Source organism: Pseudomonas syringae group sp. J254-4 (assembly GCF_032586855.1).
Classification (GTDB): Bacteria; Pseudomonadota; Gammaproteobacteria; order Pseudomonadales; family Pseudomonadaceae; genus Aquipseudomonas; species Aquipseudomonas amygdali.
This window is the reverse complement of the sequence record NZ_JAWHOO010000003.1, coordinates 1-24,378: the sequence shown is the minus strand read 5'-3', so window position 1 is coordinate 24,378 and position 24,378 is coordinate 1. Positions and strand designations below refer to the sequence as shown.

General features: G+C 56.5%; 24 protein-coding genes and 1 tRNA gene. 21 read left to right on the top strand and 4 right to left on the bottom strand.

All coding sequences use genetic code 11. The features are described from left to right. Positions 1 to 262 precede the first annotated feature (262 nt). On the top strand, positions 263 to 1,324 hold the full coding sequence (dinB, locus tag RYB09_RS05195; protein ID WP_005746536.1) for a DNA polymerase IV: 1,062 nt from the start codon (positions 263 to 265) through the stop codon (positions 1,322 to 1,324). 40 nt (positions 1,325 to 1,364) lie between these two features. On the opposite strand, the gene RYB09_RS05190 is transcribed toward dinB, so the two are convergent. The 3 genes from RYB09_RS05190 to RYB09_RS05180 all read right to left on the bottom strand — a co-directional run bounded on the left by RYB09_RS05190 (position 1,365) and on the right by RYB09_RS05180 (position 5,619). Next, positions 1,365 to 2,321 carry a hypothetical protein gene (locus RYB09_RS05190; protein ID WP_316887620.1) on the bottom strand — a complete coding sequence of 319 codons (957 nt, stop codon included), beginning with the start codon at positions 2,319 to 2,321 and terminating at the stop codon, positions 1,365 to 1,367. Between the two features lie 70 nt (positions 2,322 to 2,391). Next, positions 2,392 to 4,107, bottom strand: coding sequence for a proline--tRNA ligase (locus tag RYB09_RS05185; protein WP_058399676.1), 1,716 nt, complete (start codon positions 4,105 to 4,107; stop codon positions 2,392 to 2,394). A 171-nt stretch (positions 4,108 to 4,278) separates the two neighbouring features. Further along, on the bottom strand, positions 4,279 to 5,619 hold the full coding sequence (locus tag RYB09_RS05180) for an OprD family porin (RefSeq protein WP_058399677.1): 1,341 nt from the start codon (positions 5,617 to 5,619) through the stop codon (positions 4,279 to 4,281). Between the two features lie 862 nt (positions 5,620 to 6,481). On the opposite strand from RYB09_RS05180, the gene RYB09_RS05175 reads away from it, so the two are divergent. After that, positions 6,482 to 6,913 carry an HIT family protein gene (locus RYB09_RS05175; protein ID WP_004657909.1) on the top strand — a complete coding sequence of 144 codons (432 nt, stop codon included), beginning with the start codon at positions 6,482 to 6,484 and terminating at the stop codon, positions 6,911 to 6,913. Then, on the top strand, positions 6,910 to 7,116 hold the full coding sequence (locus RYB09_RS05170; RefSeq protein WP_002554665.1) for a SlyX family protein: 207 nt from the start codon (positions 6,910 to 6,912) through the stop codon (positions 7,114 to 7,116). The genes RYB09_RS05175 and RYB09_RS05170 overlap by 4 nt, the downstream gene beginning before the upstream one ends. A gap of 64 nt (positions 7,117 to 7,180) precedes the next feature. Here RYB09_RS05170 and RYB09_RS05165 read toward each other — a convergent pair whose 3' ends face one another. Beyond that, on the bottom strand, positions 7,181 to 7,789 hold the full coding sequence (locus RYB09_RS05165) for a cold-shock protein (RefSeq protein WP_002554664.1): 609 nt from the start codon (positions 7,787 to 7,789) through the stop codon (positions 7,181 to 7,183). Positions 7,790 to 8,247: 458 nt separating this feature from the next. Here RYB09_RS05165 and RYB09_RS05160 point away from each other — a divergent pair, with 458 nt between their 5' ends. The 18 genes from RYB09_RS05160 to RYB09_RS05075 form a co-directional block, all read left to right on the top strand. Next, positions 8,248 to 8,721, top strand: coding sequence for a Dps family protein (locus RYB09_RS05160; protein WP_003314356.1), 474 nt, complete (start codon positions 8,248 to 8,250; stop codon positions 8,719 to 8,721). Positions 8,722 to 9,067: 346 nt separating this feature from the next. Continuing rightward, complete coding sequence (locus tag RYB09_RS05155; RefSeq protein ID WP_080396164.1) at positions 9,068 to 9,412, top strand: ribbon-helix-helix domain-containing protein; 345 nt, start codon at positions 9,068 to 9,070, stop codon at positions 9,410 to 9,412. A 280-nt stretch (positions 9,413 to 9,692) separates the two neighbouring features. Then, positions 9,693 to 11,468, top strand: a complete 1,776-nt coding sequence (aspS, locus tag RYB09_RS05150; RefSeq protein ID WP_002554661.1) for an aspartate--tRNA ligase — start codon at positions 9,693 to 9,695, stop codon at positions 11,466 to 11,468. 116 nt (positions 11,469 to 11,584) lie between these two features. Further along, on the top strand, positions 11,585 to 12,331 hold the full coding sequence (locus RYB09_RS05145) for a YebC/PmpR family DNA-binding transcriptional regulator (protein ID WP_005733344.1): 747 nt from the start codon (positions 11,585 to 11,587) through the stop codon (positions 12,329 to 12,331). Positions 12,332 to 12,461: 130 nt separating this feature from the next. After that, positions 12,462 to 12,986 (top strand): crossover junction endodeoxyribonuclease RuvC, encoded by a 525-nt coding sequence (gene ruvC, locus RYB09_RS05140; RefSeq protein ID WP_004657902.1) that lies wholly within the window; start codon positions 12,462 to 12,464, stop codon positions 12,984 to 12,986. A gap of 87 nt (positions 12,987 to 13,073) precedes the next feature. Next, positions 13,074 to 13,682 carry a Holliday junction branch migration protein RuvA gene (gene ruvA / locus RYB09_RS05135; protein ID WP_004657901.1) on the top strand — a complete coding sequence of 203 codons (609 nt, stop codon included), beginning with the start codon at positions 13,074 to 13,076 and terminating at the stop codon, positions 13,680 to 13,682. Beyond that, positions 13,683 to 14,744, top strand: a complete 1,062-nt coding sequence (gene ruvB / locus RYB09_RS05130; RefSeq protein ID WP_002554657.1) for a Holliday junction branch migration DNA helicase RuvB — start codon at positions 13,683 to 13,685, stop codon at positions 14,742 to 14,744. Between the two features lie 133 nt (positions 14,745 to 14,877). Then, complete coding sequence (gene ybgC / locus RYB09_RS05125) at positions 14,878 to 15,345, top strand: tol-pal system-associated acyl-CoA thioesterase (RefSeq protein WP_005733346.1); 468 nt, start codon at positions 14,878 to 14,880, stop codon at positions 15,343 to 15,345. Then, positions 15,335 to 16,030 carry a protein TolQ gene (gene tolQ, locus RYB09_RS05120; protein ID WP_002554655.1) on the top strand — a complete coding sequence of 232 codons (696 nt, stop codon included), beginning with the start codon at positions 15,335 to 15,337 and terminating at the stop codon, positions 16,028 to 16,030. Before ybgC ends, tolQ begins: the two co-directional genes overlap by 11 nt. A gap of 14 nt (positions 16,031 to 16,044) precedes the next feature. Next, positions 16,045 to 16,509, top strand: coding sequence for a protein TolR (gene tolR / locus RYB09_RS05115; protein WP_002554654.1), 465 nt, complete (start codon positions 16,045 to 16,047; stop codon positions 16,507 to 16,509). Further along, a complete protein-coding gene (gene tolA, locus RYB09_RS05110; RefSeq protein ID WP_058399679.1) occupies positions 16,509 to 17,579 on the top strand; it encodes a cell envelope integrity protein TolA in 1,071 nt (356 codons plus the stop codon). Before tolR ends, tolA begins: the two co-directional genes overlap by 1 nt. Before the next feature lie 47 nt (positions 17,580 to 17,626). Further along, positions 17,627 to 18,877, top strand: a complete 1,251-nt coding sequence (gene tolB / locus RYB09_RS05105) for a Tol-Pal system beta propeller repeat protein TolB (protein WP_316887668.1) — start codon at positions 17,627 to 17,629, stop codon at positions 18,875 to 18,877. A 52-nt stretch (positions 18,878 to 18,929) separates the two neighbouring features. Next, complete coding sequence (gene pal, locus RYB09_RS05100) at positions 18,930 to 19,430, top strand: peptidoglycan-associated lipoprotein Pal (RefSeq protein WP_002554651.1); 501 nt, start codon at positions 18,930 to 18,932, stop codon at positions 19,428 to 19,430. Between the two features lie 6 nt (positions 19,431 to 19,436). Then, positions 19,437 to 20,264, top strand: coding sequence for a tol-pal system protein YbgF (ybgF, locus tag RYB09_RS05095; RefSeq protein WP_080394846.1), 828 nt, complete (start codon positions 19,437 to 19,439; stop codon positions 20,262 to 20,264). 171 nt (positions 20,265 to 20,435) lie between these two features. Beyond that, positions 20,436 to 21,083, top strand: coding sequence for a 7-carboxy-7-deazaguanine synthase QueE (gene queE, locus RYB09_RS05090; RefSeq protein ID WP_122259199.1), 648 nt, complete (start codon positions 20,436 to 20,438; stop codon positions 21,081 to 21,083). Between the two features lies 1 nt (position 21,084). Further along, positions 21,085 to 21,774 carry a 7-cyano-7-deazaguanine synthase QueC gene (queC, locus tag RYB09_RS05085; RefSeq protein WP_122259198.1) on the top strand — a complete coding sequence of 230 codons (690 nt, stop codon included), beginning with the start codon at positions 21,085 to 21,087 and terminating at the stop codon, positions 21,772 to 21,774. A 63-nt stretch (positions 21,775 to 21,837) separates the two neighbouring features. Then, a tRNA-Lys gene (locus RYB09_RS05080) sits at positions 21,838 to 21,913 on the top strand. Between the two features lie 876 nt (positions 21,914 to 22,789). Next, the coding region (locus tag RYB09_RS05075) for a filamentous hemagglutinin N-terminal domain-containing protein (RefSeq protein WP_316887619.1) at positions 22,790 to 24,378 on the top strand (1,589 nt) is incomplete at its 3' end.

The following is a 24,378-nucleotide window of genomic DNA, read 5'->3' as shown; positions in this document are numbered from 1 at the left end:
CGTCTGTGTGGCGGCATTCTACAGAGAGATGGCGGGGTGTCAATGGTTAGTTTTAAAAAAGTGCTTTTTCTTCAATTGGTTAGCGCCGCCGCTTATGTGTTTTTTCGGCTTTGACGCCTGTATGGCGGGGCTCCGCGGCTTTTTCGACCACGCGTCAGGGACTTTTCACTGCTTTTCATGGCGACCTTTCGCATCACTGGATGTTACTTGCCGGTACGAATGAGATACTGCTCAGCCATTGATTGCAAAATCCCATCAGGTCATGACGCAGCGCAAAATCATCCATATCGACTGTGACTGCTTTTATGCAGCCATTGAAATGCGTGACGAGCCCGAACTCGCTGGCAAGCCGCTGGCGGTGGGCGGCTCTGCAGAGCGGCGCGGGGTGATTGCGACCTGTAATTATGAGGCGCGCGCGTATGGGGTGCGTTCAGCTATGTCATCCCGGCATGCGCTCAAGCTCTGCCCGGACTTGACCATCGTCAAGCCGCGCATGGAGGCCTATAAGGAGGCGTCACGGGAAATCCATACGATATTCCGGGATTACACCGACCTTATAGAGCCCTTGTCGCTGGATGAGGCGTTCCTCGACGTATCGGATGCCGGGCACTTTTCCGGCAGCGCCACGCGCATCGCCCAGGACATCCGGCGCCGGGTCTCGAATCAGCTGCATATCACGGTTTCGGCGGGCGTCGCGCCGAACAAGTTTCTGGCCAAGATCGCCAGCGACTGGAAAAAGCCCAACGGTTTGTTCGTCATTACTCCGGATCAGGTCGAGGATTTCGTCGCTTCTTTGCCTGTTACCAAACTCCACGGCGTGGGGAAAGTCACCGCAGACAAGCTCGGGCGGCTGGGCATTGTCGACTGTGCCGACCTGCGAAGCCGCAGCAAGCTTGCGCTGGTCCGTGAGTTCGGCAGCTTTGGTGAGCGTCTCTGGAGTCTGGCGCACGGAATAGATGACCGTCCCGTGCAGAATGACAGTCGACGTCAGTCAGTCAGCGTAGAAAATACCTACGACACGGATCTGCCTGATCTGGCTGCCTGCCTGGAAAAGCTGCCCGCCCTGCTGGAAACCCTCGGTAACCGGATGGCGAGAATGGAAGGGCAGTACCGGCCCGGCAAGCCCTTCGTCAAAGTGAAGTTTCACGACTTCACCCAGACGACTCTGGAGCAGTCCGGAGCCGGAAGGGATCTGGGCAGTTACGAGCAGTTGCTGGCGCAGGCGTTTGCCCGGGGTGCCAAGCCTGTTCGGCTTCTGGGTATAGGTGTGCGTCTGCACGACCTGCGCGCAGCGCATGAACAATTGGAGTTGTTCTCGCAATAATGAAATGGTCGGCTGCGGTTACATACCGCAGCCTTTCACATTACTGGCTCTGGGCGGGAACGGCGACCAGACGGCCAGCGTCCCTGGCGAGTGATTTGAGAAATTCACCCTGCAACTGCGGATCGTTGCGTGTCAGTTCAATCAGGCTCTGTTCAAGCTCGCTGGCTTCTTCTTCCAGTCCCAGGTCAGAAAGGCGTTTGACGCGATGCACCCATTGGCTGACTTCGTCATCTTCCAGATCGTCGTATATCAGCGCGTGGGCTTCCAGCAGCTTGCCGCGCAGAGAGTGGCTGATTGGCAAGCTGGCGTTCGCGTGAGCGCTGTCCTGGTCGTCTTCGACATTGATATAAATGCGCGTGATACGGCTCAGGTCCTGTTCGGCAAAAGGACTGTCCAGCAGGTTCAGGCGCAGAATGCCGTTGCGGTCGGTGCTCATTTCATGAGTTTCGTTACCAGCCTTGACCATCACCGGGCGTTCATTCCACGGCAGCGTGGAATTCTCTATCTGCTTGTCTTTCTGAACCTCGTCGATGCTCGCCAGATTCTGCTCGGCGCGACCGTGGGACGGGGCGTTCATGAACGGGTTCAGACCTGCCACACCATAGTGAATCCAGTCCCGGGTCATGCTTTCCGGCAAATTGCCCAGTGCAAAGACGTTGACCACATTCGCCCCTACGCCAGCTACAACAGCGACCGCGCCGAGCGGGATCTCGTAGATCTCCCGCCAGGGCTGGTAGGGCGTATAGCGGTCATAGTGGCGGGTGACTTCAAAATCGGTGACTTCGAACGATTTGTGCTCGTGAATCCGCACGCGGCGTTGCGGTAACTCCAGTGTTTTGGGTTCACCGATATCGACTTGCAGTGTGTGTTCGAGGAGTTTGCGTTCGACGCGCTCCTCGTGCTCACTGCGTTGTGATAGCTGATTGGCACAGCCGCCGACGAGAAACGAGCCGCACAGGACGGCGCTGCCGAGGCTTAAGGTGCTTCGTTTGAGCATGGGATCTCTGATGCGGATTGGGCGAGTGACGAGCGGCGCACCTGTTGAAAAAACAGGTGCGCCTTTTGACTCAGCGGTTCACTTTGCCCTGGATGAACGACAGCACATCCGCGACTGCAATGGCTTGCGGTTGCGACTCGGTACGGCTCTTGTATTCCAGATTGCCTTCGGCCAGACCACGGTCGCTGACCACGATGCGATGCGGGATACCGATCAGTTCCATGTCGGCGAACTTGATGCCGGGGCTGGTTTTCTTGTCGCGGTCATCGAGCAATACTTCGAAGCCGGCGGCAGTCAGCTCGGCGTACAGTTTGTCTGTCGCTTCACGAACCGCGTCTGTTTCGTAGCGCAGCGGGATCAGGGCGATCTGGAAAGGCGCCAGAGTGTCGTTCCAGATAATGCCGTTTTCGTCGCTGTTCTGTTCGATTGCGGCGGCAACCACGCGGGAAACGCCGATGCCGTAGCAACCCATCGCCAGATTGACCGGCTTGCCGTTTTCCCCCAGCACCTGGCACTTCATCGCTTCGCTGTATTTGGTGCCCAGCTGGAAGATGTGGCCCACTTCGATGCCGCGCTTGATTTCCAGCGTGCCTTTGCCGTCCGGGCTTGGGTCGCCCGCAACAACATTACGCAGGTCGGCGACGGTCGGAACCGGCAGGTCGCGTTCCCAGTTGACGCCGAAATAGTGCTTGTCATCGATATTGGCGCCGACGCTGAAGTCGCTCATCAGCTCGACCGAGCGGTCGATGATGCATGGCAGCGGCAGATTCAACGGGCCCAGCGAGCCTGCACCTGCGCCGATGGCGTCACGCAGTTCAGCTTCGGAAGCCATCACCAACGGGCTGGCAACCTGTTCAAGCTGGCTGGCCTTGATTTCGTTGAGCTCGTGATCGCCACGGATGATCAGGGCAATCAGCTTGCCTTCTTCGGCAGCATGCACAACCAGCGTCTTGACAGTTTTCTCGATCGGCAAATCGAAACCTTCGACCAACTGGGCGATGGTCTTGGCGTTTGGAGTGTCGATCAGACGCAATTCTTCAGTAGCGGCCGGACGAGTCTTTTCGCGAGGCACCGCTTCGGCTTTTTCGATGTTGGCTGCGTAATCGGAGCCATCGCTGAACACGATATCGTCTTCGCCGGATTCGGCCAGCACGTGGAACTCGTGCGAGCCTGCGCCGCCAATCGAGCCGTTATCAGCTTCGACCGGGCGGAACTTGAGGCCCAGGCGCGTGAAGATGTTGCTGTACGCCAGGTGCATGCGATCGTAGGTGACCTGCAGCGAGGCGTGGTCAGCATGGAACGAGTAGGCGTCTTTCATGACGAACTCGCGCCCGCGCATCAGGCCGAAGCGTGGACGGATTTCGTCACGGAATTTGGTCTGGATCTGGTACATGTTGATTGGCAGCTGTTTATAGCTGTTGAGCTCATTGCGTGCCAGGTCGGTGATGACCTCTTCGTGGGTCGGGCCCAGGCAGAACTCACGGTTGTGGCGGTCGACCAGACGCATCAGCTCCGGACCGTATTGTTCCCAGCGACCGGATTCCTGCCAGAGTTCTGCAGGCTGAATGCCGGGCATCAGAATTTCGAGTGCGCCAGCGGCGTCCATTTCTTCACGAACAATGGCTTCGACCTTGCGCAGCACGCGCAGGCCCATTGGCAGCCAGGTGTAAAGACCGGATGCCAACTTGCGGATCATGCCAGCGCGCAGCATCAGCTGATGGCTGACCACGACCGCATCGGAAGGGGTTTCTTTCTGTGTGGCGAGCAAAAATTGACTGGTGCGCATGGTTGGCCGTTGTCGGTTGCTGAGACTGGATATGACCTGGCATTGTACGGCGGTGTTCCGGTCGCGTACAGGGCAGGGCAGGCTTGCAGGGGGTAGGGGAGCTCTTTCAGAGCTGAATGAAAAAGCCCGGCATGAGCCGGGCTTCTTCTATTAACGAGTGCTGAGCTGCGATTACAGGATCGAGATCGGGTAGTCGACGATCAGGCGGAACTCGTTGACGTCGCCATCTGGCTGATCAACATTGCTGCGGTGCCAAGCTTGACGCATACGGAAGGACAGGTCTTTCGCCGGGCCATTCTGTACAACATATTTAGCTTCAAGGTTGGTTTCGTGGTGTTTGCCATCGGCGCCATAAAGACCAGCATACTTGCTGGAACTATCTACCTTGGTGCCGTCGATGTCGTCACCATTGATGTAGCGCGTCATGAAGCTTAGGCCAGGCACGCCGTAGGGAGTCATGTTCAGATCATAACGAACTTGCCAGGATTTCTCGCCCGGACCGTTGAAGTCAGAATACTGAACCGAGTTGGCGAGGAAAATCGAGTCGCCGCCACGGTTCTTGCTGCCGATACCGATGTAGTCGAACGGGGTGTCACCATCGACCTTCTGAAATGCGACAGTAACCGTGTGCGCTGCCAGAAAGGAATAGGCAGCTGAGGCGGAATAGGTAGTGTTATTGATCGAGCCTGCTTCAGCGCTACCTTCATCGAGTGTGCGGTAAAGGTTTACGTCAAAGGCCAGAGACTGATCATTGCTCAGAGGCAAAACGTAATTCACATTACCGTAGTACTGATCCCATATGTCCTCAAGTCTGGATGCGTAGAAGGCAACTCCGAGGCTGTCGGTCACTGCATATTTGCCGCCCAGGAAGTCGGCATTTGAAGCGCGCAGGCCATTGCCGTTCGCATAAGTAGCCCAGATCGTACCGTCATGGCTCGTAGTATCTTGGGCTGTGCCGGAGTAGAAGTGACCTGCTTCCAGATCAAGGCCTGCGATCTCGCTGCTCTGCAGGCTCAGACCGCTCGCAGTTTGAGGCAGAAGACGCGAACCACCTACAGCGAATACCGGGCTGGTAGGTTGCATGTCACCGACTTTCAGCTCGGTTTTGGAGATGCGGAATTTGACAGCGCCGCCTATCTTGCCAAATGTGTCTTTGTTGTCTCGATCAGCCCCGTCAGCGCGGGTCGCAAGGTTGCCTGAACCTGAGTACTTATCCGGACCCCACAGTTTCAGGCCAGCGTAGCCGAATGCCTCAACACCGACACCGATGGTGCCTTGAGTGTAGCCGGTGCTGAAGTTGGCCCAGATACCCTGGGTCCAGTCGCGATCATCCTGAGCGCGATCTTTCTTGTCGCGGTTGTAATAGTAATTGCGCAACTTCAGGTCAAGCGTGCTGCCTTCCACAAAGCCCTTGGCATCAGCCTGATCGCTGACGAAAGGTGCCGCTGTTGCCAGTTGGGTGCTGGCTGCCGTAACGGCCAGTGCGATTGCGCTCCACTTCATCACTCTCATCGTGATTGCTCCTTTGGTTTTTAGAAGATTTTTGCCGTCCACCTGTTTTTTTATCTGGGCGGCTCTTTCTATTTTTGGTCGGCGGAATCTATATCACGCTGACGCTGGTTGCTATAGGTACAGCTCTATCCTTTCAGATTCTTTACGACATGGCGCCAGGCTAGCCCGTAGTGGCATCTGTGCTTGATCGAATGGATCAATACGCGGTCTGCCAAACACGTCCCCAAGGCCGCGAGCCTTGTTTCCCTTGATGCTGTCACCCTCGTTTTCCGCCGGGGGGACGTGATCATATGGGTCATAAAGCAACAAGCGTGCACAAAATTTCCGAAAATGAAAAAATTTTGTGAAAAATCAGAATCAGCATCGCTTTTTTGATTTATCCATATGATTTTTATGAATATTTCAATTTTGTAAAAATATCGATGGATTTTACGTGTCATGGTTTGGGGCGGTTCTTTCTCGCAAAAGCGTTACCCGAATCAGCTCCCTTTGAGTAGAAAACGAATGCGCTGTGTTGTTGTCGCAACAGCAGTGTGTGATTTTGGTGCAGTGCGTACCCGGCTCGCCTGAACCTGGAGCAATGCTCTGGTTGGTCACCATGGTGAGGCCAGGGTTGTTTCATTTTCATGTACCTGAAGCAGGCAATTGTCAGGCGGCGTTTCAATGCATGAATTCATGGTTGGCGGTTGTGTGACATTAGCGAGCGTCAAATCGGTGCGCTCACCGTTATGCCGGAATCATTCTGGTGCGCATGGCGGCGGGCACGTGAAGCGCCGTGCGAACCCTAGTATCCTGCGGACCTCGCAGCACCCTGTTACCGACAGGGCAGGTACATTCACCTGGCAGTCAGGAGTTTTTTATCGTGTTCGTTCTGGATTCTCGTCTTCAACAAGACACCTTGCCCATTGGCGACTTTCCGCTGTGCCGGTTACTGCTCTCCAATGACAGTCATTACCCGTGGTTCATTCTGGTACCGCGTCGGGCTGATATCACTGAGGTGTTTCAGTTGAGTGCTGCAGATCAGTTGCAGCTATGGCAGGAGACCAGTGTTCTGGCCAAGGTGCTGAAAGAGCTGTTCGATGCGGATAAAATCAACATTGCTGCCTTGGGTAATGTGGTCAGTCAGTTGCACATGCACGTAATTGTGCGCAATCGTGACGATGCGGCCTGGCCTGCGCCCGTCTGGGGCAAGCATGCTGCAGTCGCTTACACCGACGAGCAGTTCTCGGCAATCTGCCGGCAGCTCAGGCCGGTATTGACGAATGATTTTCGATTTGAGGAGGAGCAGTCATGAGTCTTGAAGAGCGAGTCATGGAGCTGGAAAGCCGTATGGCCTTTCAGGACGATACGATTCAGGCACTCAATGATGTGCTGGTAAAGCAGCGGCGCGAGTTTGATCATCTACAGCAGCAGATGGCAGCAATGATCAAGCGTCAGGAGGAGATGGGCAGTCAGTTCGATACCTTCGAGGAAGAAGCGCCGCCACCTCACTATTGATCTGTTGCCATAAAAAAACCGCGACTTCCGTTGGAAGGTCGCGGTTTTTTGTTGCCCGAAAAAATCAGCGGCGGGGCAGGGCTGCAATAACGTCTTCGGCCTGCAGGCCTTTGTCGCGGTTCATCACGGAAAACTCGACGCGTTGGCCTTCGACCAGTACGCGATGGCCTTCACCGCGAATGGCACGAAAATGCACAAAAATATCGTCGCCGGAATCCCGGGAGATAAAGCCGAAGCCCTTGGAGGTGTTGAACCACTTTACGGTGCCAGTATCACGATTTCCCATGTCGTGGTTTTGAGGTGCGGAGGATGGAGTGTAAGACCTGTAAAAGCTGACGCCCAGGTGCAAGGCGACGGCCACGATGGCGATGCTCAGGCTAACCAGAATTGCCGGTTGGCCTGCGATGCCGGGCAGAGGAACGAGCAAGGTCAGCGTTTGTACGATTACCGCAATGACAAGCAGGGCACTGACCAGATTTTGCAGATTATGACGTGGGCCTCGATTCCAGTAAGGGATTACCGGAGCGAGTATCAGGTTAAGCAGCCCGAGAAATGCCAGGCAGATGGCGTCAGGGTTTTGCAGGTAGAGAGAGACCGCTTCACTACGCAGGCTAGGTATGAAAGAGAGCAACAGGGCTGCTGCTCCCGTTACCAGATGGACGATTTTCAACATTTTAAAAAGCTCACATGCAAGAAGGATTACAAGAAATAGCTGGTAACGCCCGGTACGCTTCTGAACAAGATGAGGCGTGATGCACGGGCGCAGGGCCAGCCTATGCGCCAGCGCTGAATGGCAACTCGTTGGCGACACGTCGTGTATTTAACAGCAAAGCCTGATGCTACTCAAATCAGCAATCAATAACGCCCCTCCTGCCCGCCCAGCTTTGATAGCCCGTGCCGCTACAGGGGTTGAAACAGAGCGTTCAGGCTGGTTTTGCTGATGAGTCTTGAGGGAGCTCAGGTTTTTTCTGTCCGTGGCACCTGTGGTGATGCGTCGCAAAGCACCCTGGTACGTCCATGAATCGTTGCAGGCTTGTGGCATCGACCCAACGGAAAGCTGCGCCATTCGGGTTCTCTTGATAGAGTAGTGGTCTTTACTGCTTTTCAATCCTCACTAAAAGGGCATGAAACATGGCAATCGATATTGGTATCAGTGAAGAGGATCGTAAATCGATCGTGGACGGTCTGTCGCATCTGCTGTCGGATACTTATGTGCTTTACCTCAAGACTCACAACTTTCACTGGAATGTCAGCGGGCCGATGTTTCGCACGCTGCATTTAATGTTTGAAGAGCAGTATAACGAACTGGCACTGGCGGTTGACTCTATTGCCGAGCGTATTCGTGCGTTGGGCTTCCCTGCTCCTGGCACTTATTCGACGTATGCTCGCCTGTCTTCCATCAAGGAAGAAGAGGGCGTGCCAAGTGCTGAAGATATGATCAAAAGTCTGGTCCAGGGTCAAGAGGCCGTTGTCCGTACTGCGCGTAGTATCTTTCCTCTTCTCGACAAGGTCAGCGATGAGCCGACAGCTGACCTGCTGACGCAGCGTATGCAGGTTCATGAGAAAACTGCCTGGATGTTGCGCTCGATGCTCGAGTCTAAATAAAGACCTGGGCGAGTGATGCTCAGCGCCACTCGCCAGTTCTTCATGTGTTGCCTTGCAGGCGGTGCCTGCTCCTTGCCTTTTTGGCCCTCGCTGCCGGAGCATTCAGGCAGATGAAGGCTTGGTCGCCGCCTGTTATCACGCCTATCATCCAGCCATCTCCCTCGCACTTCCTCATTATCCCTTCAGGGTTATACGATATTCCGCTGATTCCTGTAGCCATCTCCTACAGTGATAAAGTATTAGAGCGGCTGGATATAAAATCTCGAATCATGTTTTATACATCGGGGCATTTATTTGTTTTTGAATATTTCTTTCAATGTTTAAAGTTTATGATTCGAAGGTGGTTATGATGTTACGAAATGCTGAGCGAGAGCTTAAGTTGTTACAGCGGGAGGTGGAAATACGCCATGACCCCTTTGTCGAGGATTTCAACATGACGCTGGCGCAGCCTCATTCCAAATCCGTTCGGCTCAATGGTCTGGCTACTTGCCTGCGGCTGGAGAACGTGTACTGGAATATTCTGTCAGGCATTGCAAGTTCCAATGAGTGTTCTGTTAACGCGGTATTGTCCTACATTGATCGAGAGGTTCACTTACGTCATGGTGGCGTAAAGAATTTCAGCGGTCTGATTCGCGTTGTCTGTGTTGCGCATCTGTTGAAGCGCGATCGCGTGGAAAATGCCCACGTCTAGAGTGGTCTTTATCCTCATTCCTGCAGGCCCGCTTCGGCGTGCCTGCGTTTCCCCCGTAGCGCGACTGTGCTGGGGGCGGTCACGAACTTATCCGGCCGTGATAGGTTCGTTCGGCTGCACGGTGCCAATTAACTCTATATAATCCTCCGTCTTGCTAGCGGGCGTGACTCTGCGTGGGCCAGGGCTGGCTTTAGTCTTGTGCCGGTGCCGTGTACCACTGAGCGCAAGCCAGGAGCGAAAGCGCCACCGAATTCGAATTACGAGAAGTGAAAACACCATCATGATGCGCAGCCATTATTGCGGCCAACTGAACGAGAGTCTGGAAGGCCAGGAAATTACCCTTTGCGGATGGGTCCACCGTCGTCGTGACCACGGAGGCGTTATCTTCCTCGATATCCGCGACCGTGAAGGCATGGCTCAAGTCGTGTTCGACCCTGATCGTGCCGACAGCTTCGCCGCCGCTGACCGCGTGCGTAGCGAGTACGTGGTCAAGGTCGTGGGCAAGGTTCGTGCTCGTCCGGCAGGTGCCGTGAACGCGAACATGGCTTCGGGTGCCATCGAGGTTCTGGGTTACGAACTCGAAGTGCTGAATGAGTCCGAGACTCCGCCATTCCCACTGAATGAATACTCCGACGTCGGCGAAGAAACACGCCTGCGTTATCGCTTTATCGACCTGCGCCGTCCGGAAATGGCCGAGAAGCTGCGTCTGCGTTCGCGCATCACCACCAGCATCCGCCGCTATCTGGATGACAACGGCTTTCTCGACGTCGAGACGCCGATCCTGACCCGCGCCACACCGGAAGGTGCTCGCGACTATCTGGTTCCAAGTCGCACACACCCGGGCAGCTTTTTCGCCCTGCCGCAGTCGCCTCAGTTGTTCAAGCAATTGCTGATGGTGGCTGGCTTTGACCGCTACTATCAGATCGCCAAGTGCTTCCGCGACGAAGACCTGCGTGCCGACCGTCAGCCGGAATTCACTCAGATCGACATCGAGACCAGTTTCCTCAATGAAGAGGACATCATCGGTCTGACCGAGAAGATGGTTCGTCAGCTGTTCAAGGAAGTCCTGGACCTGGAGTTCGGTGATTTCCCGCACATGACCTTCGAAGAAGCCATGCGCCGCTACGGCTCCGACAAGCCAGACCTGCGTAACCCGCTGGAACTGGTGGATGTTGCCGATCAGCTCACCGGCGTCGAGTTCAAGGTGTTCAGCGGTCCGGCCAACGACCCCAAAGGGCGTGTTGCCGCACTGCGTGTGCCGGGCGCTGCCAGCATGGCGCGCAGCCAGATCGACGACTACACCAAATTCGTCAGCATCTATGGTGCCAAGGGCCTGGCCTACATCAAGGTCAACGAGCGCGCGAAGGGGCCGGAAGGCTTGCAGTCGCCGATCGTCAAGTTCATCCCGGAAGACAACCTGAACGTCATCCTTGATCGCGTGGGTGCGGTCGATGGCGATATCGTTTTCTTCGGCGCGGACAAGTTCAAGATCGTCAGCGAAGCTCTTGGCGCGCTGCGCATCAAGATCGGTAACGACCTCAAGCTGCACACGTGCGAGTGGGCACCGATGTGGGTCGTCGACTTCCCGATGTTCGAAGAAAACGACGACGGCAGCTTCACCGCATTGCACCATCCCTTCACGGCACCCAAGTGCACGCCCGAAGAGCTGGAAGCCAATCCGGCGACGGCGCTGTCGCGTGCCTACGACATGGTGCTTAACGGTACCGAGCTGGGCGGCGGTTCGATTCGTATCCACCGCAAGGAAATGCAACAGGCGGTCTTCCGTCTGCTGGGTATCGCCGAAGACGAGCAGCAGGAGAAGTTCGGCTTCCTGCTCGACGCCTTGAAATACGGCGCTCCGCCGCACGGTGGTCTGGCGTTTGGTCTGGACCGTCTGGTGATGCTGATGACCGGCGCGCAATCGATTCGTGAAGTGATTGCGTTCCCGAAAACCCAGAGCGCCGCCGACGTCATGACCCAGGCGCCTGGCGTTGTCGATGCCAAAGCGTTGCGCGAGCTGCATATCCGTCTGCGCGAGCAGCCAAAGGCCGAGTGATGCCGGGCAGGGCGTATCGTCGATACGCCCTGTATCTGCCCTTATTGAGTGAAGCTTTTTGCCTCGTTGTTCAGGGCGAAAGGTGAAGGTGTTTCAAAAAGAATCTGGAGCGAAAAATGGCAGGTCATTCTAAGTGGGCGAACATCAAGCACCGCAAAGAGCGTCAGGATGCCAAGAAAGGCAAGATTTTCACCAAGTGGATTCGTGAGCTGACCGTTGCTGCGCGTCAGGGCGGCGGCGATCCTGGTTCCAACCCGCGTCTGCGTCTGGCGCTGGACAAGGCGCTTGGTGCAAACATGACCCGTGACACCATTGATCGTGCGGTCGCGCGAGGCGTGGGCGCGTCCGACGGTGACGATGTCGAGGAGCTGGGTTACGAGGGCTACGGCCCGGGCGGTGTGGCAATCATGGTCGAAACCATGACTGACAACCGTAATCGCACCGCCGCTGCCGTTCGCCATGCGTTCACCAAGTGTGGCGGCAACCTCGGTACTGACGGCTCTGTGGCTTACCTGTTCGATCGCAAGGGCCAGATTTCCTTTGCTGCCGGCGTCGATGAGGATTCCCTGATCGAGGCTGCCATGGAAGCTGACGCCGATGATGTCGTGACCAACGACGATGGCTCGATCGATGTGTTTACGTCGTTCTCCGGGTTCTATGCCGTGCGTAACGCTCTTGAGGCCGCAGGTTTCAAGGCTTCCGACGCAGAAATCGTCATGTTGCCGACAACCAGTGCAGTGCTTGATCTGGAGACCGCCGAGAAGGTCCTCAAGCTGATCGACATGCTTGAAGACCTGGATGACGTGCAGAACGTCTATTCAAACGCGGAAATTCCGGACGACGTCATGGAACAACTGGGCTGATCGCCGACAGGTAATACCGAGTCAGAAGCCGGGGGAGCGAAGCTGTGAGCATCACGCAGCTATCGGCCTCCGGCTTCTGCCTTTATGCTGCACCTATTGTTTTGCGTCACCTTCTCAAGCTGCAGGCGTTATGACTCTTATTCTTGGTATCGACCCCGGTTCGCGAATTACCGGCTATGGCGTGGTACGTGACACCGGGCGTGGTTGTGTCTACGTCGCTTCCGGGTGCATTCGTACCGGCAGTGGTGAATTGCACGAGCGTTTGCAGATCGTCTATCGCGGGGTGCGGGAGGTCATCAAGACCTACGGACCGGTGACGATGGGCATCGAAAAGGTTTTCATGGCGCGCAACGCCGATTCGGCCCTGAAACTGGGGCAGGCCAGGGGCGCGGCCATTGTGGCGGGTGCCGAGGAGGCGCTGGAAATTGCCGAGTACACTGCCACTCAGGTCAAGCAGGCAGTAGCAGGGACTGGCGGTGCCAACAAAGAGCAGGTGATGATGATGGTCATGCATTTGCTCAAACTGACCCAGAAGCCTCAGATTGACGCCTCCGACGCGCTGGCTATCGCGCTGTGTCATGCGCACACGCGCTCCAGCCTGATTCCTCACGGGTTGAGTACCGCGCGCAGCCGCGGCGGCCGTTTGCGTCTGTGACTGAATCACGAGGACCTGTGTCTTTACGATGACTGTGTTCAATTTCTTCTTCGCGCAAGCGACAGGCAACACGAAAGGATCTGAAACGTGATTGGACGTTTACGCGGCTCTCTCGCCGAAAAACAGCCTCCGCATCTGGTGTTGGATGTCAATGGTGTCGGCTATGAGCTGGAAGTGCCGATGACGACGCTGTATCGGTTGCCGCACGTCGGCGAAACAGTGACATTGCACACCCATCTGGTGGTCCGCGAGGACGCGCATCTGCTGTATGGCTTCTATGAAAAACGCGAGCGCGAGCTGTTCCGTGAATTGATCCGGCTGAACGGGGTCGGCCCCAAGCTGGCGCTGGCGTTGATGTCCGGCCTGGAAGTCGATGAGCTGGTGCGTTGCGTTCAGGCGCAGGACACATCGGCGCTGACTCGTATTCCCGGTGTAGGCAAGAAAACCGCCGAGCGTCTGCTGGTCGAGCTCAAGGATCGGTTCAAGGCCTGGGAGTCCTTGCCAGGCACCTTTACGCTGGTTTCCAATGGTCCGAATCAGGCCGAGCCTGTGGCATCGGCCGAATCCGATGCAGTCAGCGCGCTTATTTCACTGGGTTACAAACCGCAGGAGGCGAGCAAGGCTGTCTCCGCCATCAAGGAAAAAGATTTGAGCAGTGCGGATCTGATTCGCCGTGCGTTGAAGGGGATGGGTTAAGTGATAGACGCCGACCGTCTGATAACCGCCGCTGGCGGCCGTGATCGTGATGAACAGATGGACCGTGCGATTCGGCCACTGAGCCTTGCGGACTACATCGGCCAGCCGACCGTACGCGAGCAGATGGAACTGTTCATCCAGGCTGCCCGTGGCCGCAATGAGGCGCTGGATCACACATTGATCTTTGGGCCGCCCGGTCTGGGCAAGACCACGCTGGCCAATATTATCGCTCAGGAAATGGGTGTCTCGATCAAGAGCACCTCCGGGCCGGTGCTTGAGCGGCCCGGTGATCTGGCCGCAATCCTGACCAACCTTGAACCCAACGATGTGTTGTTCATCGATGAGATCCATCGTTTGTCGCCGATTGTCGAAGAAGTGTTGTATCCGGCAATGGAAGACTTCCAGCTCGACATCATGATCGGTGAGGGTCCCGCCGCGCGCTCTATCAAACTTGATCTGCCACCGTTCACGCTGGTCGGTGCGACTACGCGCGCGGGCATGCTGACCAACCCATTACGCGATCGTTTCGGGATCGTTCAGCGGCTCGAGTTTTATAATATTGCCGACCTGTCGACGATCGTGTCGCGCTCGGCGGGTATTCTGGGGCTGGTCATCGAGCCGCAAGGCGCTTTCGAGATTGCCAGGCGCGCCCGTGGTACGCCACGGATCGCCAACCGTTTGTTGCGTCGGGTACGGGATTTCGCCGAGGTGCGCGGCAATGGGCAGATCACCCGGCAGACCGCCGACAAGGCCCTGAACCTGCTGGACGTCGACGAGCATGGCTTCGATCATCAGGACCGGCGTCTGCTGCTGACCATGATCGAGAAGTTCGATGGCGGGCCTGTCGGTGTCGATAGCCTGGCGGCGGCCATCAGCGAGGAGCGTCACACAATCGAGGACGTGCTCGAGCCCTATTTGATCCAGCAAGGCTATATCATGCGCACGCCGCGCGGACGTGTGGTCACCCGTCATGCGTATCTGCATTTCGGGCTGAATATCCCCTCCAGGATGGGGGAGATGCCGGTGGCGGACGATGTGGTCGATGATCCGGCGGATTTATAGCAATGCTTTGCAATTTATTTGCGGTCGGCGTGGTCACATTGCCAGTCCTGCCGCCGATACCGGTAATAAGTGGCAAAACGTTGAAAAACAGTTGCCTGACCCGATTGGCAACCTGAGGAGTAAGCTCTAGAGTATGCGCGCGCAAAACGGGGTTCAGTCGTTCGCACATCGCTGTCGCGTTTATTACGAGGACACCGATGCTGGCGGCATCGTCTACTACGTCAATTATCTGAAATTCATGGAGCGGGCTCGTACCGAGCGGCTGCGGGAATTGGGCTTTGCCCAATCCGAACTGGCGCAGGAAAACCTTTTATTTGTCGTGCACTCCAGTGACGCGCGTTATCACAAGCCCGCGCGGCTGGATGACGAGTTGCTTGTCAGTGCAGAAGTAACCGAATTGAACCGTGTCAGCCTGCGCTTTCAACAGCAGATCAGGCGGGCGTCGGATGCAACGCTGCTCTGTGAAGGGCAGTTCCTGGTGGCGTGTGTACGCGCCGATAGTTTTAAACCCCGGGCCATTCCCGAAGCTCTGCGAGCGGCCTTTGCCGACCAGGGCGGCGCGGGCATACATTCAGAGCAGGAGATAAAGCGTGGAAGCTAACGTCGTCGACCATTCCTCCATGTGGAGTTTGGTCAGCAATGCCAGCATTGTTGTTCAGTTGGTAATGCTGATTCTGGTGGCTGCTTCGGTCACTTCGTGGATCGTGATTTTTCAGCGCAGCAATATGCTGCGCGCAGGTCGTCGTGCACTGGACAGCTTTGAAGAGCGTTTCTGGTCGGGTATCGATCTGTCCAAGCTGTACCGTCAGGCGGGCAGCAATCCCGATCCGGACTCTGGCGTAGAGCAGATCTTTCGTGCCGGTTTCAAGGAATTCTCCCGCCTGCGTCAGCAGTCCGGTGTCGATCCCGATGCGGTCATGGAAGGTGTGGCGCGCGCCATGCGTGTGGCTATTTCCCGCGAGGAAGAAAAGCTCGAAGCAGGTCTGCCATATCTGGCGACCGTGGGTTCCACCAGCCCGTACGTCGGTCTGTTCGGTACTGTCTGGGGGATCATGAACTCCTTCCGCGGTCTGGCGACTGCCCAGCAGGCAACGCTGGCCACCGTGGCACCGGGTATTGCCGAGGCACTGATTGCAACGGCTATCGGCCTGTTCGCAGCCATCCCGGCCGTTATTGCCTACAACCGTTTCGCCGCGCGCAGTGAGACCTTGATCAGCCGTTACTACACGTTCGCTGACGAGTTCCAGGCCATCCTGCACCGTAAAGTGCACACCAGCGAAGAGTGAGCAGGTAATTCCCCATGGCTTTAATCGCTCGAGATCGTCGCAGAAAACGCAAGCCGGTCGCCGAAATGAACGTAGTGCCCTACATCGACGTGATGCTGGTGTTGCTCGTGATTTTCATGGTGACGGCTCCCATGATCAACCAGGGCGTGAAAGTCGACTTGCCCAAGGTCTCCAGCGAGGCTTTGCCGCAAGACAACAACAATCAGGTCCTGACCATTTCGATCAAGGCTGACAAGACCTATTACTGGAACCTTGGCAGCGAAGTCGATACCGACAAGCAGATGGACAAGGCAATGACCCTGCCGCAGCTGACTGCCGCCGTGACCAAGATCGTCGCTGCCGGTCGTGACGCAGGCAAGCAGACGCAGGTTTTCATTCGTGGTGACAAGACCGTCGATTACGGCTCGGTCATGGGCACGATGGGCGGGCTGCAGAAGGCTGGGGTCGGGAATGTTGGCTTGATTACCGAGGCACCCTGATGCAGCCGATTCGAGAGCCGTCCGCCTCGGAAAGCTACTTCTGGCCCAGTGTCTGGGCCGTGGCATTGCATATTCTGATTTTCGGCATGCTGTTCGTCAGTTTTGCCATGACTCCGGATTTGCCCGAAGCCAAGCCTATCGTTCAGGCAACGCTCTATCAGCTCAAGTCCAAGAGCCAGGCCACTACCCAGACCAACCAGAAGATTGCCGGTGAGGCGAAGAAAACCGCTGCGCGACAAACTGAAGTCGAACAGCTGGAGCAGAAAAAGATCGAGCAGCTCAAACAGGAAGCTGTAAAAGCTGCGGAACAAAAGAAAGAAGAGTCGGCTCAAAAAGCCGAAGAGCAGAAAGCTGCCGACGAAGCCAAAAAGGCCGAACAGAAAGCAGAGGAGGCCAAAAAGGCTGACGATGCCAAGAAAGCCGATGAAGCCAAGAAGGTTGCCGACGCCAAAAAGCTTGAAGAGAAGCAGCAGGCTGATATAGCCAAGAAAAAGGCCGAAGAAGAGGCGAAGAAAAAAGCCGAAGAAGACGCCAAGAAAGCTGCTGCCGAGGAAGCCAAGAAACAGGCTGCTGATGAGGCCAAGAAAAAGGCCGCAGAAGACGCCAAGAAAAAGGCTGCCGAGGACGCGAAGAAAAAAGCCGCTGCAGATTCCGCCAAGAAGGCGCAGGAAGCAGCTCGCAAATCCGCTGAAGACAAGAAGGCGCAGGCACTGGCCGATTTGCTGTCCGATAAACCGGAACGGCAACAGGCTTTGGCTGACGAGCGGGGCGATGAAACGGCTGGCAGTTTCGATGACCTGATTCGTGTCAGGGCGTCCGAAGGCTGGAGTCGTCCACCATCGGCACGTAACAACATGTCGGTAACGTTGCAGATCGGCATGTTGCCGGACGGTACGATTGCTTCAGTATCGATTGCCAAGTCCAGTGGTGACGGGCCGTTCGACAGCTCTGCGGTTGCTGCGGTGAAGAACATTGGACGTTTGACAGAAATGCAGGGTCTGAAGCCGGCTGACTTCGCTCCCTATCGTTCATTCAAGATGACATTCACACCTGGAGATCTAGCCTTGTGATCAACCTTTTTCGAGGACTGCTGGTCGTTCTCTGTTTCGCATCCGCAATGGTGTCGGCAGAAGAAAAGAACATTCTGGTCACCAGCGGCAGTGACCGTGCAGCACCGATTGCTGTTGTGCCATTCGGATGGCAGGGCGGTAACGTACTGCCGGAAGACATGGCGGAAATCGTCAGCAACGATCTGCGCAATTCCGGCTACTACGCGCCGACCCCGAAGCAGAACATGATCAGCTTGCCGACCCAGGCCAGCGAAGTCATTTTCCGTGACTGGAAAGCGCTGGGTGCCCAGTACGTCATGGTCGGCAACATCACGCCTGCTGGCGGACGTTTGCAGATCCAGTACGCGCTGTTCAACGTGGCCACCGAACAACAGGTTTTGACCGGTAACGTGTCGGGTACCAACGATCAACTGCGGGACATGGCGCATTACATTGCCGACCAGTCGTTCGAGAAGCTCACCGGCATCAAAGGTGCGTTTTCTACCCGCATGCTCTACGTGACCGCCGAACGTTTCTCCGAGAACAACACGCGTTACACCCTGCAGCGTTCGGATTACGACGGTGCTCGCGCAGTAACCCTGCTGCAATCGCGTGAGCCAATCCTGTCGCCACGGTTCGCGCCGGACGGCAAGCGTATTGCCTATGTATCGTTCGAACAGAAGCGCCCGCGCATTTTCGTTCAACACATCGATACCGGTCGCCGTGAGCAGATCACCAATTTTGAAGGCCTGAATGGCGCGCCTGCATGGTCGCCGGATGGCAGCAAGCTGGCATTCGTTCTGTCCAAGGATGGTAACCCGGAGATCTACGTGATCAATCTGGCTTCGCGCCAATTGAGCCGCGTTACCAATGATTCTTCGATTGATACTGAACCTTTCTTCGGAAAGGACGGGTCTACGCTATACTTCACGTCGGACCGTGGCGGCAAGCCACAGATCTACAAGACAAACATTAATGGCGGCGGTGCCGAACGTGTAACGTTCGTGGGTAACTACAACGCCAACCCGAAATTGTCAGCGGATGAAAAGACGCTGGTAATGATTCACCGGCAGGACGGCTTCACTAATTTCAAGGTGGCAGTGCAGGATTTGGCACGCGGTAGCGTAAAAATCCTCACAGATAGCAACCTTGATGAGTCGCCTACTGTTGCGCCCAACGGCACCATGGTAATCTACGCCACCCGCCAGCAGGGCCGGGGAGTCTTGATGCTCGTGTCCATTAATGGACGCGTAAGGCTCCCGCTTCCTACCGCTCAAGGCGAAGTCAGAGAACCTTCCTGGTCCCCTTACCTGAACTGACGCGGCGCTACACGATTTGCTTAACACACTGGGGTTCATTAGGAGTTTCAAGATGGAAATGCTGAAGTTTGGTAAATTTGCTGCGCTGGCTCTGGCCATGGCTGTAGCTGTAGGTTGCTCTTCCAAAGGCGGCGACAATGCCGGTGCAGGCGGTGCTGTTGATCCTAACGCTGGTTACGGCGCCAACACTGGTGCAGTTGACGGCTCCCTGAGCGAAGAAGCTGCTCTGCGCGCAATCACTACCTTCTACTTCGAATACGACAGTTCGGACCTGAAGCCAGAAGCCATGCGCTCCCTGGACGTGCACGCGAAAGACCTGAAAGCTAACGGCGCTCGCGTTGTTCTGGAAGGTAACACCGACGAACGTGGTACTCGCGAGTACAACATGGCACTGGGCGAGCGTCGTGCGAAAGCCGTTCAACGCTACCTGGTTCTGCAAGGTGTTTCCCCAGCTCAGCTGGAACTGGTTTCCTACGGCGAAGAGCGTCCAGTTGCTACCGGCAACGACGAGCAGTCCTGGGCTCAAAACCGTCGCGTCGAACTGCGTAAGTAATTTGACATGCGAACGTGCCGACGTGCTCTAACCGTTTTGGCCCTCGCCCTTCCGCTTTCAGCGTTGGGTGCGGCACCTGTGGTCGATAACAATTCTGGCTCTGGCAGCAGCAGTTATCCGCCAGCGGGTTATGGCACGTCCGGCGCCTATGCCGGGGGAGGGGTTACGGCCCCTGCCTCGGCACAAGGTCAGCTGTTCATGCAATTGCAGCAAATGCAGGACGAAATCGCGCGTTTGCGCGGTGTTGTCGAGGTCCAGCAGAATGATATCCAGCGCATGAAGCAGGAAGCTCTGGAGCGTTATCAGGAACTCGATCAACGCATAGCCAGTGGCGCAAGTGGCGCAGCCGCTCCGGCTACCAATAATTCTCAACCTGCTGGTGGCGCTATCGACGCTAGTGGGACGCCTTCGGCCTCAGCGGCTCAGCAGGCACCGGCAGCAGGCACCGAGCCTCCTGACCCGGCGAAGGAAAAGCTTTATTACGAAGCAGCCTTCGATTTGATCAAGGCAAAGGACTTCGACAAGGCCAGTCAGGCCTTTACCGCTTTCCTGCGCAAATACCCGAACAGCTCGTACGCGGGCAATGCCCAATACTGGTTGGGTGAAGTGAATCTGGCCAAAGGCGACCTTCAGGGGGCCGGTCAAGCGTTCGCCAAGGTCAGTCAGCAGTATCCGAAGCATGCCAAGGTGCCTGACTCGCTGTACAAGCTGGCTGACGTCGAGCGTCGTCTCGGTCATACCGACAAGGTAAAAGGCATATTGCAGCAGGTGGTCGCCCAGTATCCGGGCACCTCGGCTGCACAATTGGCGCAACGAGATCTTCAGCGTCTTTGATGTTCTGACCCGCTGATCAAGAAAGCCGCGCTAGTCGCGGCTTTTTTCGTTAGAATCTCGCACCCGAAATTCCGGTACACCCTACGCTTTTCCGGATTCTGCGATTGCAGGGTCCTTTGAAGTGCCTGACGGAGGCGGACGGCCTGTTTAGCTGTTACGCCCGTGGCTGATATGCAAGAGACATTACGCATCACCGAAATCTTTCACTCCTTGCAGGGTGAAACCCGTACGGCTGGCCTGCCTACCGTATTTGTCCGCCTGACCGGCTGCCCATTGCGCTGCCAGTATTGTGACAGCGCCTACGCATTCAGCGGTGGGACTATCCAGACGCTGGATGACATCGTTGGGCAAGTGGCGGCCTATCGTCCTCGCTATGTCTGTGTGACCGGCGGTGAGCCGCTCGCTCAGCCCAATGCCATCCCGTTGCTCAAGCGTCTTTGCGATGCGGGCTATGAGGTGTCACTGGAGACCAGCGGCGCGCTGGATATCTCGGCAGTCGATCCTCGTGTAAGTCGCGTTGTGGACCTCAAGACCCCTGGGTCAAGGGAAGTCTCGCGTAACCGTTACGAGAACATCGAGCTGCTGACGAGCAACGACCAGGTCAAATTCGTGATTTGCTCGCGCGAGGATTACGACTGGGCTGTCTCCAAGCTGATTCAGTACGGTCTTGAACGTCGTGCGGGCGAGGTCCTGTTCTCGGCCAGTCACCACGAGCTTAAAGGCCGTGATCTGGCGGACTGGATCGTTGCCGACAATCTACCGGTACGCTTGCAGATGCAGTTGCATAAAATTCTTTGGGATGACGAGCCGGGGCGCTGACATGAGTGAATTGACCAATACCGAAAAAAGAGCCGTGATCCTCCTGTCCGGTGGCCTGGATTCCGCAACCGTGGTCGCCATGGCCCGCGCAGAAGGCTACGCCTGCTACACCATGAGCTTCGACTACGGCCAGCGTCATCGCGCCGAACTGGATGCGGCAGCGCGCGTTGCCCGCGATCTGGGTGCAGTCGAGCACAAGGTCATTGGCCTGAACCTCAACGGCATTGGCGGCTCGGCATTGACCGATAGCTCCATCGCCGTGCCTGAGTCGCCCTCTGAGGGCATTCCGGTGACCTACGTACCGGCACGCAACACGGTGTTCCTGTCGCTGGCGCTGGGCTGGGCAGAGGTGCTGGATGCACGGGATATCTTCATTGGCGTCAATGCAGTGGACTATTCGGGCTATCCCGACTGCCGTCCCGAGTTTGTCGAGTCGTTCGAGCGCATGGCCAATCTCGCGACCAAGGCTGGTGTGGAAGGGCAGGGGTTCACAATCAGAGCGCCGCTGCAGAACCTGAGCAAGTCGGACATCGTCAAGGCAGGCGCTGCTTTGGGGGTCGATTACTCACTGACGGTTTCCTGCTATCAGGCTGATAACCAGGGCCGAGCCTGTGGCAAATGCGACAGCTGTCGCCTGCGCGCCGAGGGCTTCACAGCCGCAGGTATGGCAGACCCGACACGTTATTTTTAAAGTTTTTTGAAAAAAGTGTTGAATTACTGATAAAAATCAGTAATATACGCGCCACACAACAGAGGGTCGTTAGCTCAGTTGGTAGAGCAGTTGGCTTTTAACCAATTGGTCGTAGGTTCGAATCCCACACGACCCACCATTTCGAAAATCTGGAAGGCCCATGAAAATGCGGATTTCCAGATTTTTTTTTGCATTGCGGATTGTGGTGCCTGGATTGCTGCTTTGAGCGTCCTGTGCTCGATTGGTGCTGTGATCTGTAAGGAGGGTGGAAAGCCTTTCCAAGGCGTCCCCTCGACAATTTTGTTTCAATTCATCTGATCTCCAGTCACACCAGCATTTTGTCGGCTATGGCTCGCCGCAATCCTGGGCGAATAAAGGTGCGCTCAGCGAAGAGGCATCCATGCCAGGTGGTACCAACACCCTTATCCCGTTAATTCCGCACTCACGGATCCGTGCCGAGGGTGGCAGATGACTGCCATTCCTGCTGCCGCCTTAATATAAAGGCCGCGTAGAAGGCAGCTCCACTGAAAGCACCTCCGTAAAAGATGCTTGTGGAGAAGTCGGGACCGCCATCGGCTTTGAGGTATTGGTGTTTACGCCAGCTTCAACAGTGGCAAAGACGGCCTATAGCGTGAAGGCAAGTGCTGGTCCCCTCAGATAAATCCAGGTTTAAATAAAGTTCAATAAACCGGATACATGGTCGATACAAATATTTGACGCCATAATGGTGGCGTTCTAGTATTGCCTGCCTTTTTGATGTCGATCTGCCACTTCTGGGATGTGCTGTGTATTTCAGTAGCTCGGAACTGCAATGCTTTCGGTTGCCGTCATGGCCATTTCTCTGCTTGTGGCTACTGCGCTGGGTGATATGCCCTGCTTGAAAGATCTTGAAAATGACCTTCGCGTGCTCCCAGCAACGTCATGATGTGACCGAGCGCGAAGCGCCGATCTATTTTCGTATGGACTTCTTTCTTTAGTCAGACCGCTTTCAACTTCCCGCTCTGAGGTCGTTTACATGGACGTTCACCAACTGGCTCTGCTTGCTCGCCAGCCTTCTGCCTTGCTGATCGAGCGCCAGTCCTTTTGGGGAATGCCCAAACGCGGCCTCGCGCTGATTCTGGCCAATGCCCTGTTCTGGCAGCCGCTGCTGGTTCAGGCCGAAGGCATCGTGGTCAGTGGGCCGAATACCAGCCTGAGCCAAGCCGGTAATGGCGTGCCCATCGTCAACATTGCCACGCCCAATGCCACCGGCCTGTCGCACAACCAGTTCCAGCAGTACAACGTCGACAGTCAGGGCGTCATCCTCAACAACTCGACGAACCAGACCCAGAGCACTCAACTGGGCGGAATTATCGTTGGCAACTCCAACCTGCGCGGCACGGCCGCTACCACCATTCTTAACGAAGTAGTCGGGGCCAACGCCAGCCAACTCAGGGGCTACACGGAAGTGGCCGGGCAAGCGGCGCGGGTCATTGTCGCCAACCCGTATGGCATCAGTTGCAACGGCTGCGGTTTCATCAATACCCCGCAGGTCACGCTGACCACCGGTAAACCGGTGCTGGATGCCAATGGGCAATTGCAGCGTTTCAATGTGCAGGGCGGCAGCATATCCATCGATGGCGTGGGGCTGAACGCAGACAACGTCGACCAGTTCGACATCATCACCCGCAGCGCGAAGATCAATGCCGAGCTGCACGCCAAGCGCCTCAACATCATTGCCGGTCGTAACGATGTCGATGCGCAGACCCTCAATCCCACGGCCCTGCCTGACGACGGCAGTGCCAAACCGGAACTGGCCGTTGACAGCTCGGCGCTGGGCGGTATGTATGCCGGCGCGATCCGTCTGGTGGGCACCGAGGCGGGTGTGGGCGTCAGGCTGGCTGGCGATCTGGCGGCCAGTGGCGGCGATATCCAGATTGATGCCAACGGCCATTTGAGCATGACGCAGACCGCAGCAAGCGGCGCTGTCACGGCCAGGGCCAGCAGTACCGAAGTCAACGGCCCGGTCTATGCGGGGTCGTCATTGACCATGAGCACCGCGGGCGATCTCACCACTCGGCAGAACGTCGCCGCACGCGATGCGCTGAGCCTTTCCGCAGGCGGACAACTCAACAACTCGGCGGTGATCGAGGCGGGCGTCAATGCCGATAACAGCCGCAATGGTTCGGGTGATGTAACGCTGTCTGCCAACGGGTTGACCAACAGCGGCAGCATCACCGCCAGTCGCGCCTTGCAGGCCACCATTACCCAGACCCTGAACAACCAGGGTGCCACACTGAACGGGCAGTCCAGCACACGCATCGTGGCCACAGCCGTCGACAATCGTCAGTCAGGCCGAATTCTGAGCCAGGGCGGCACTGTCGATATCAACGCGTCTCAGGTGCTCAACAGCCAGAGCGGGCTGATCAGCAGCAATGGCACTATGACCATCACTGCGGGGTCGCTGGACAACAGCCAGCAAGGCAAGCTGTTCAGCAGCAGCGCTTTGTCCGCCCGTATTTCCGGGCCGTTGCTCAACCAGTTGGGACTTATCAGCGCCAATGGCGATCTGCTGCTCAACGCGGCAAGCGTGGACAACCGCAACGCGGAAATCTCCAGCCTCGG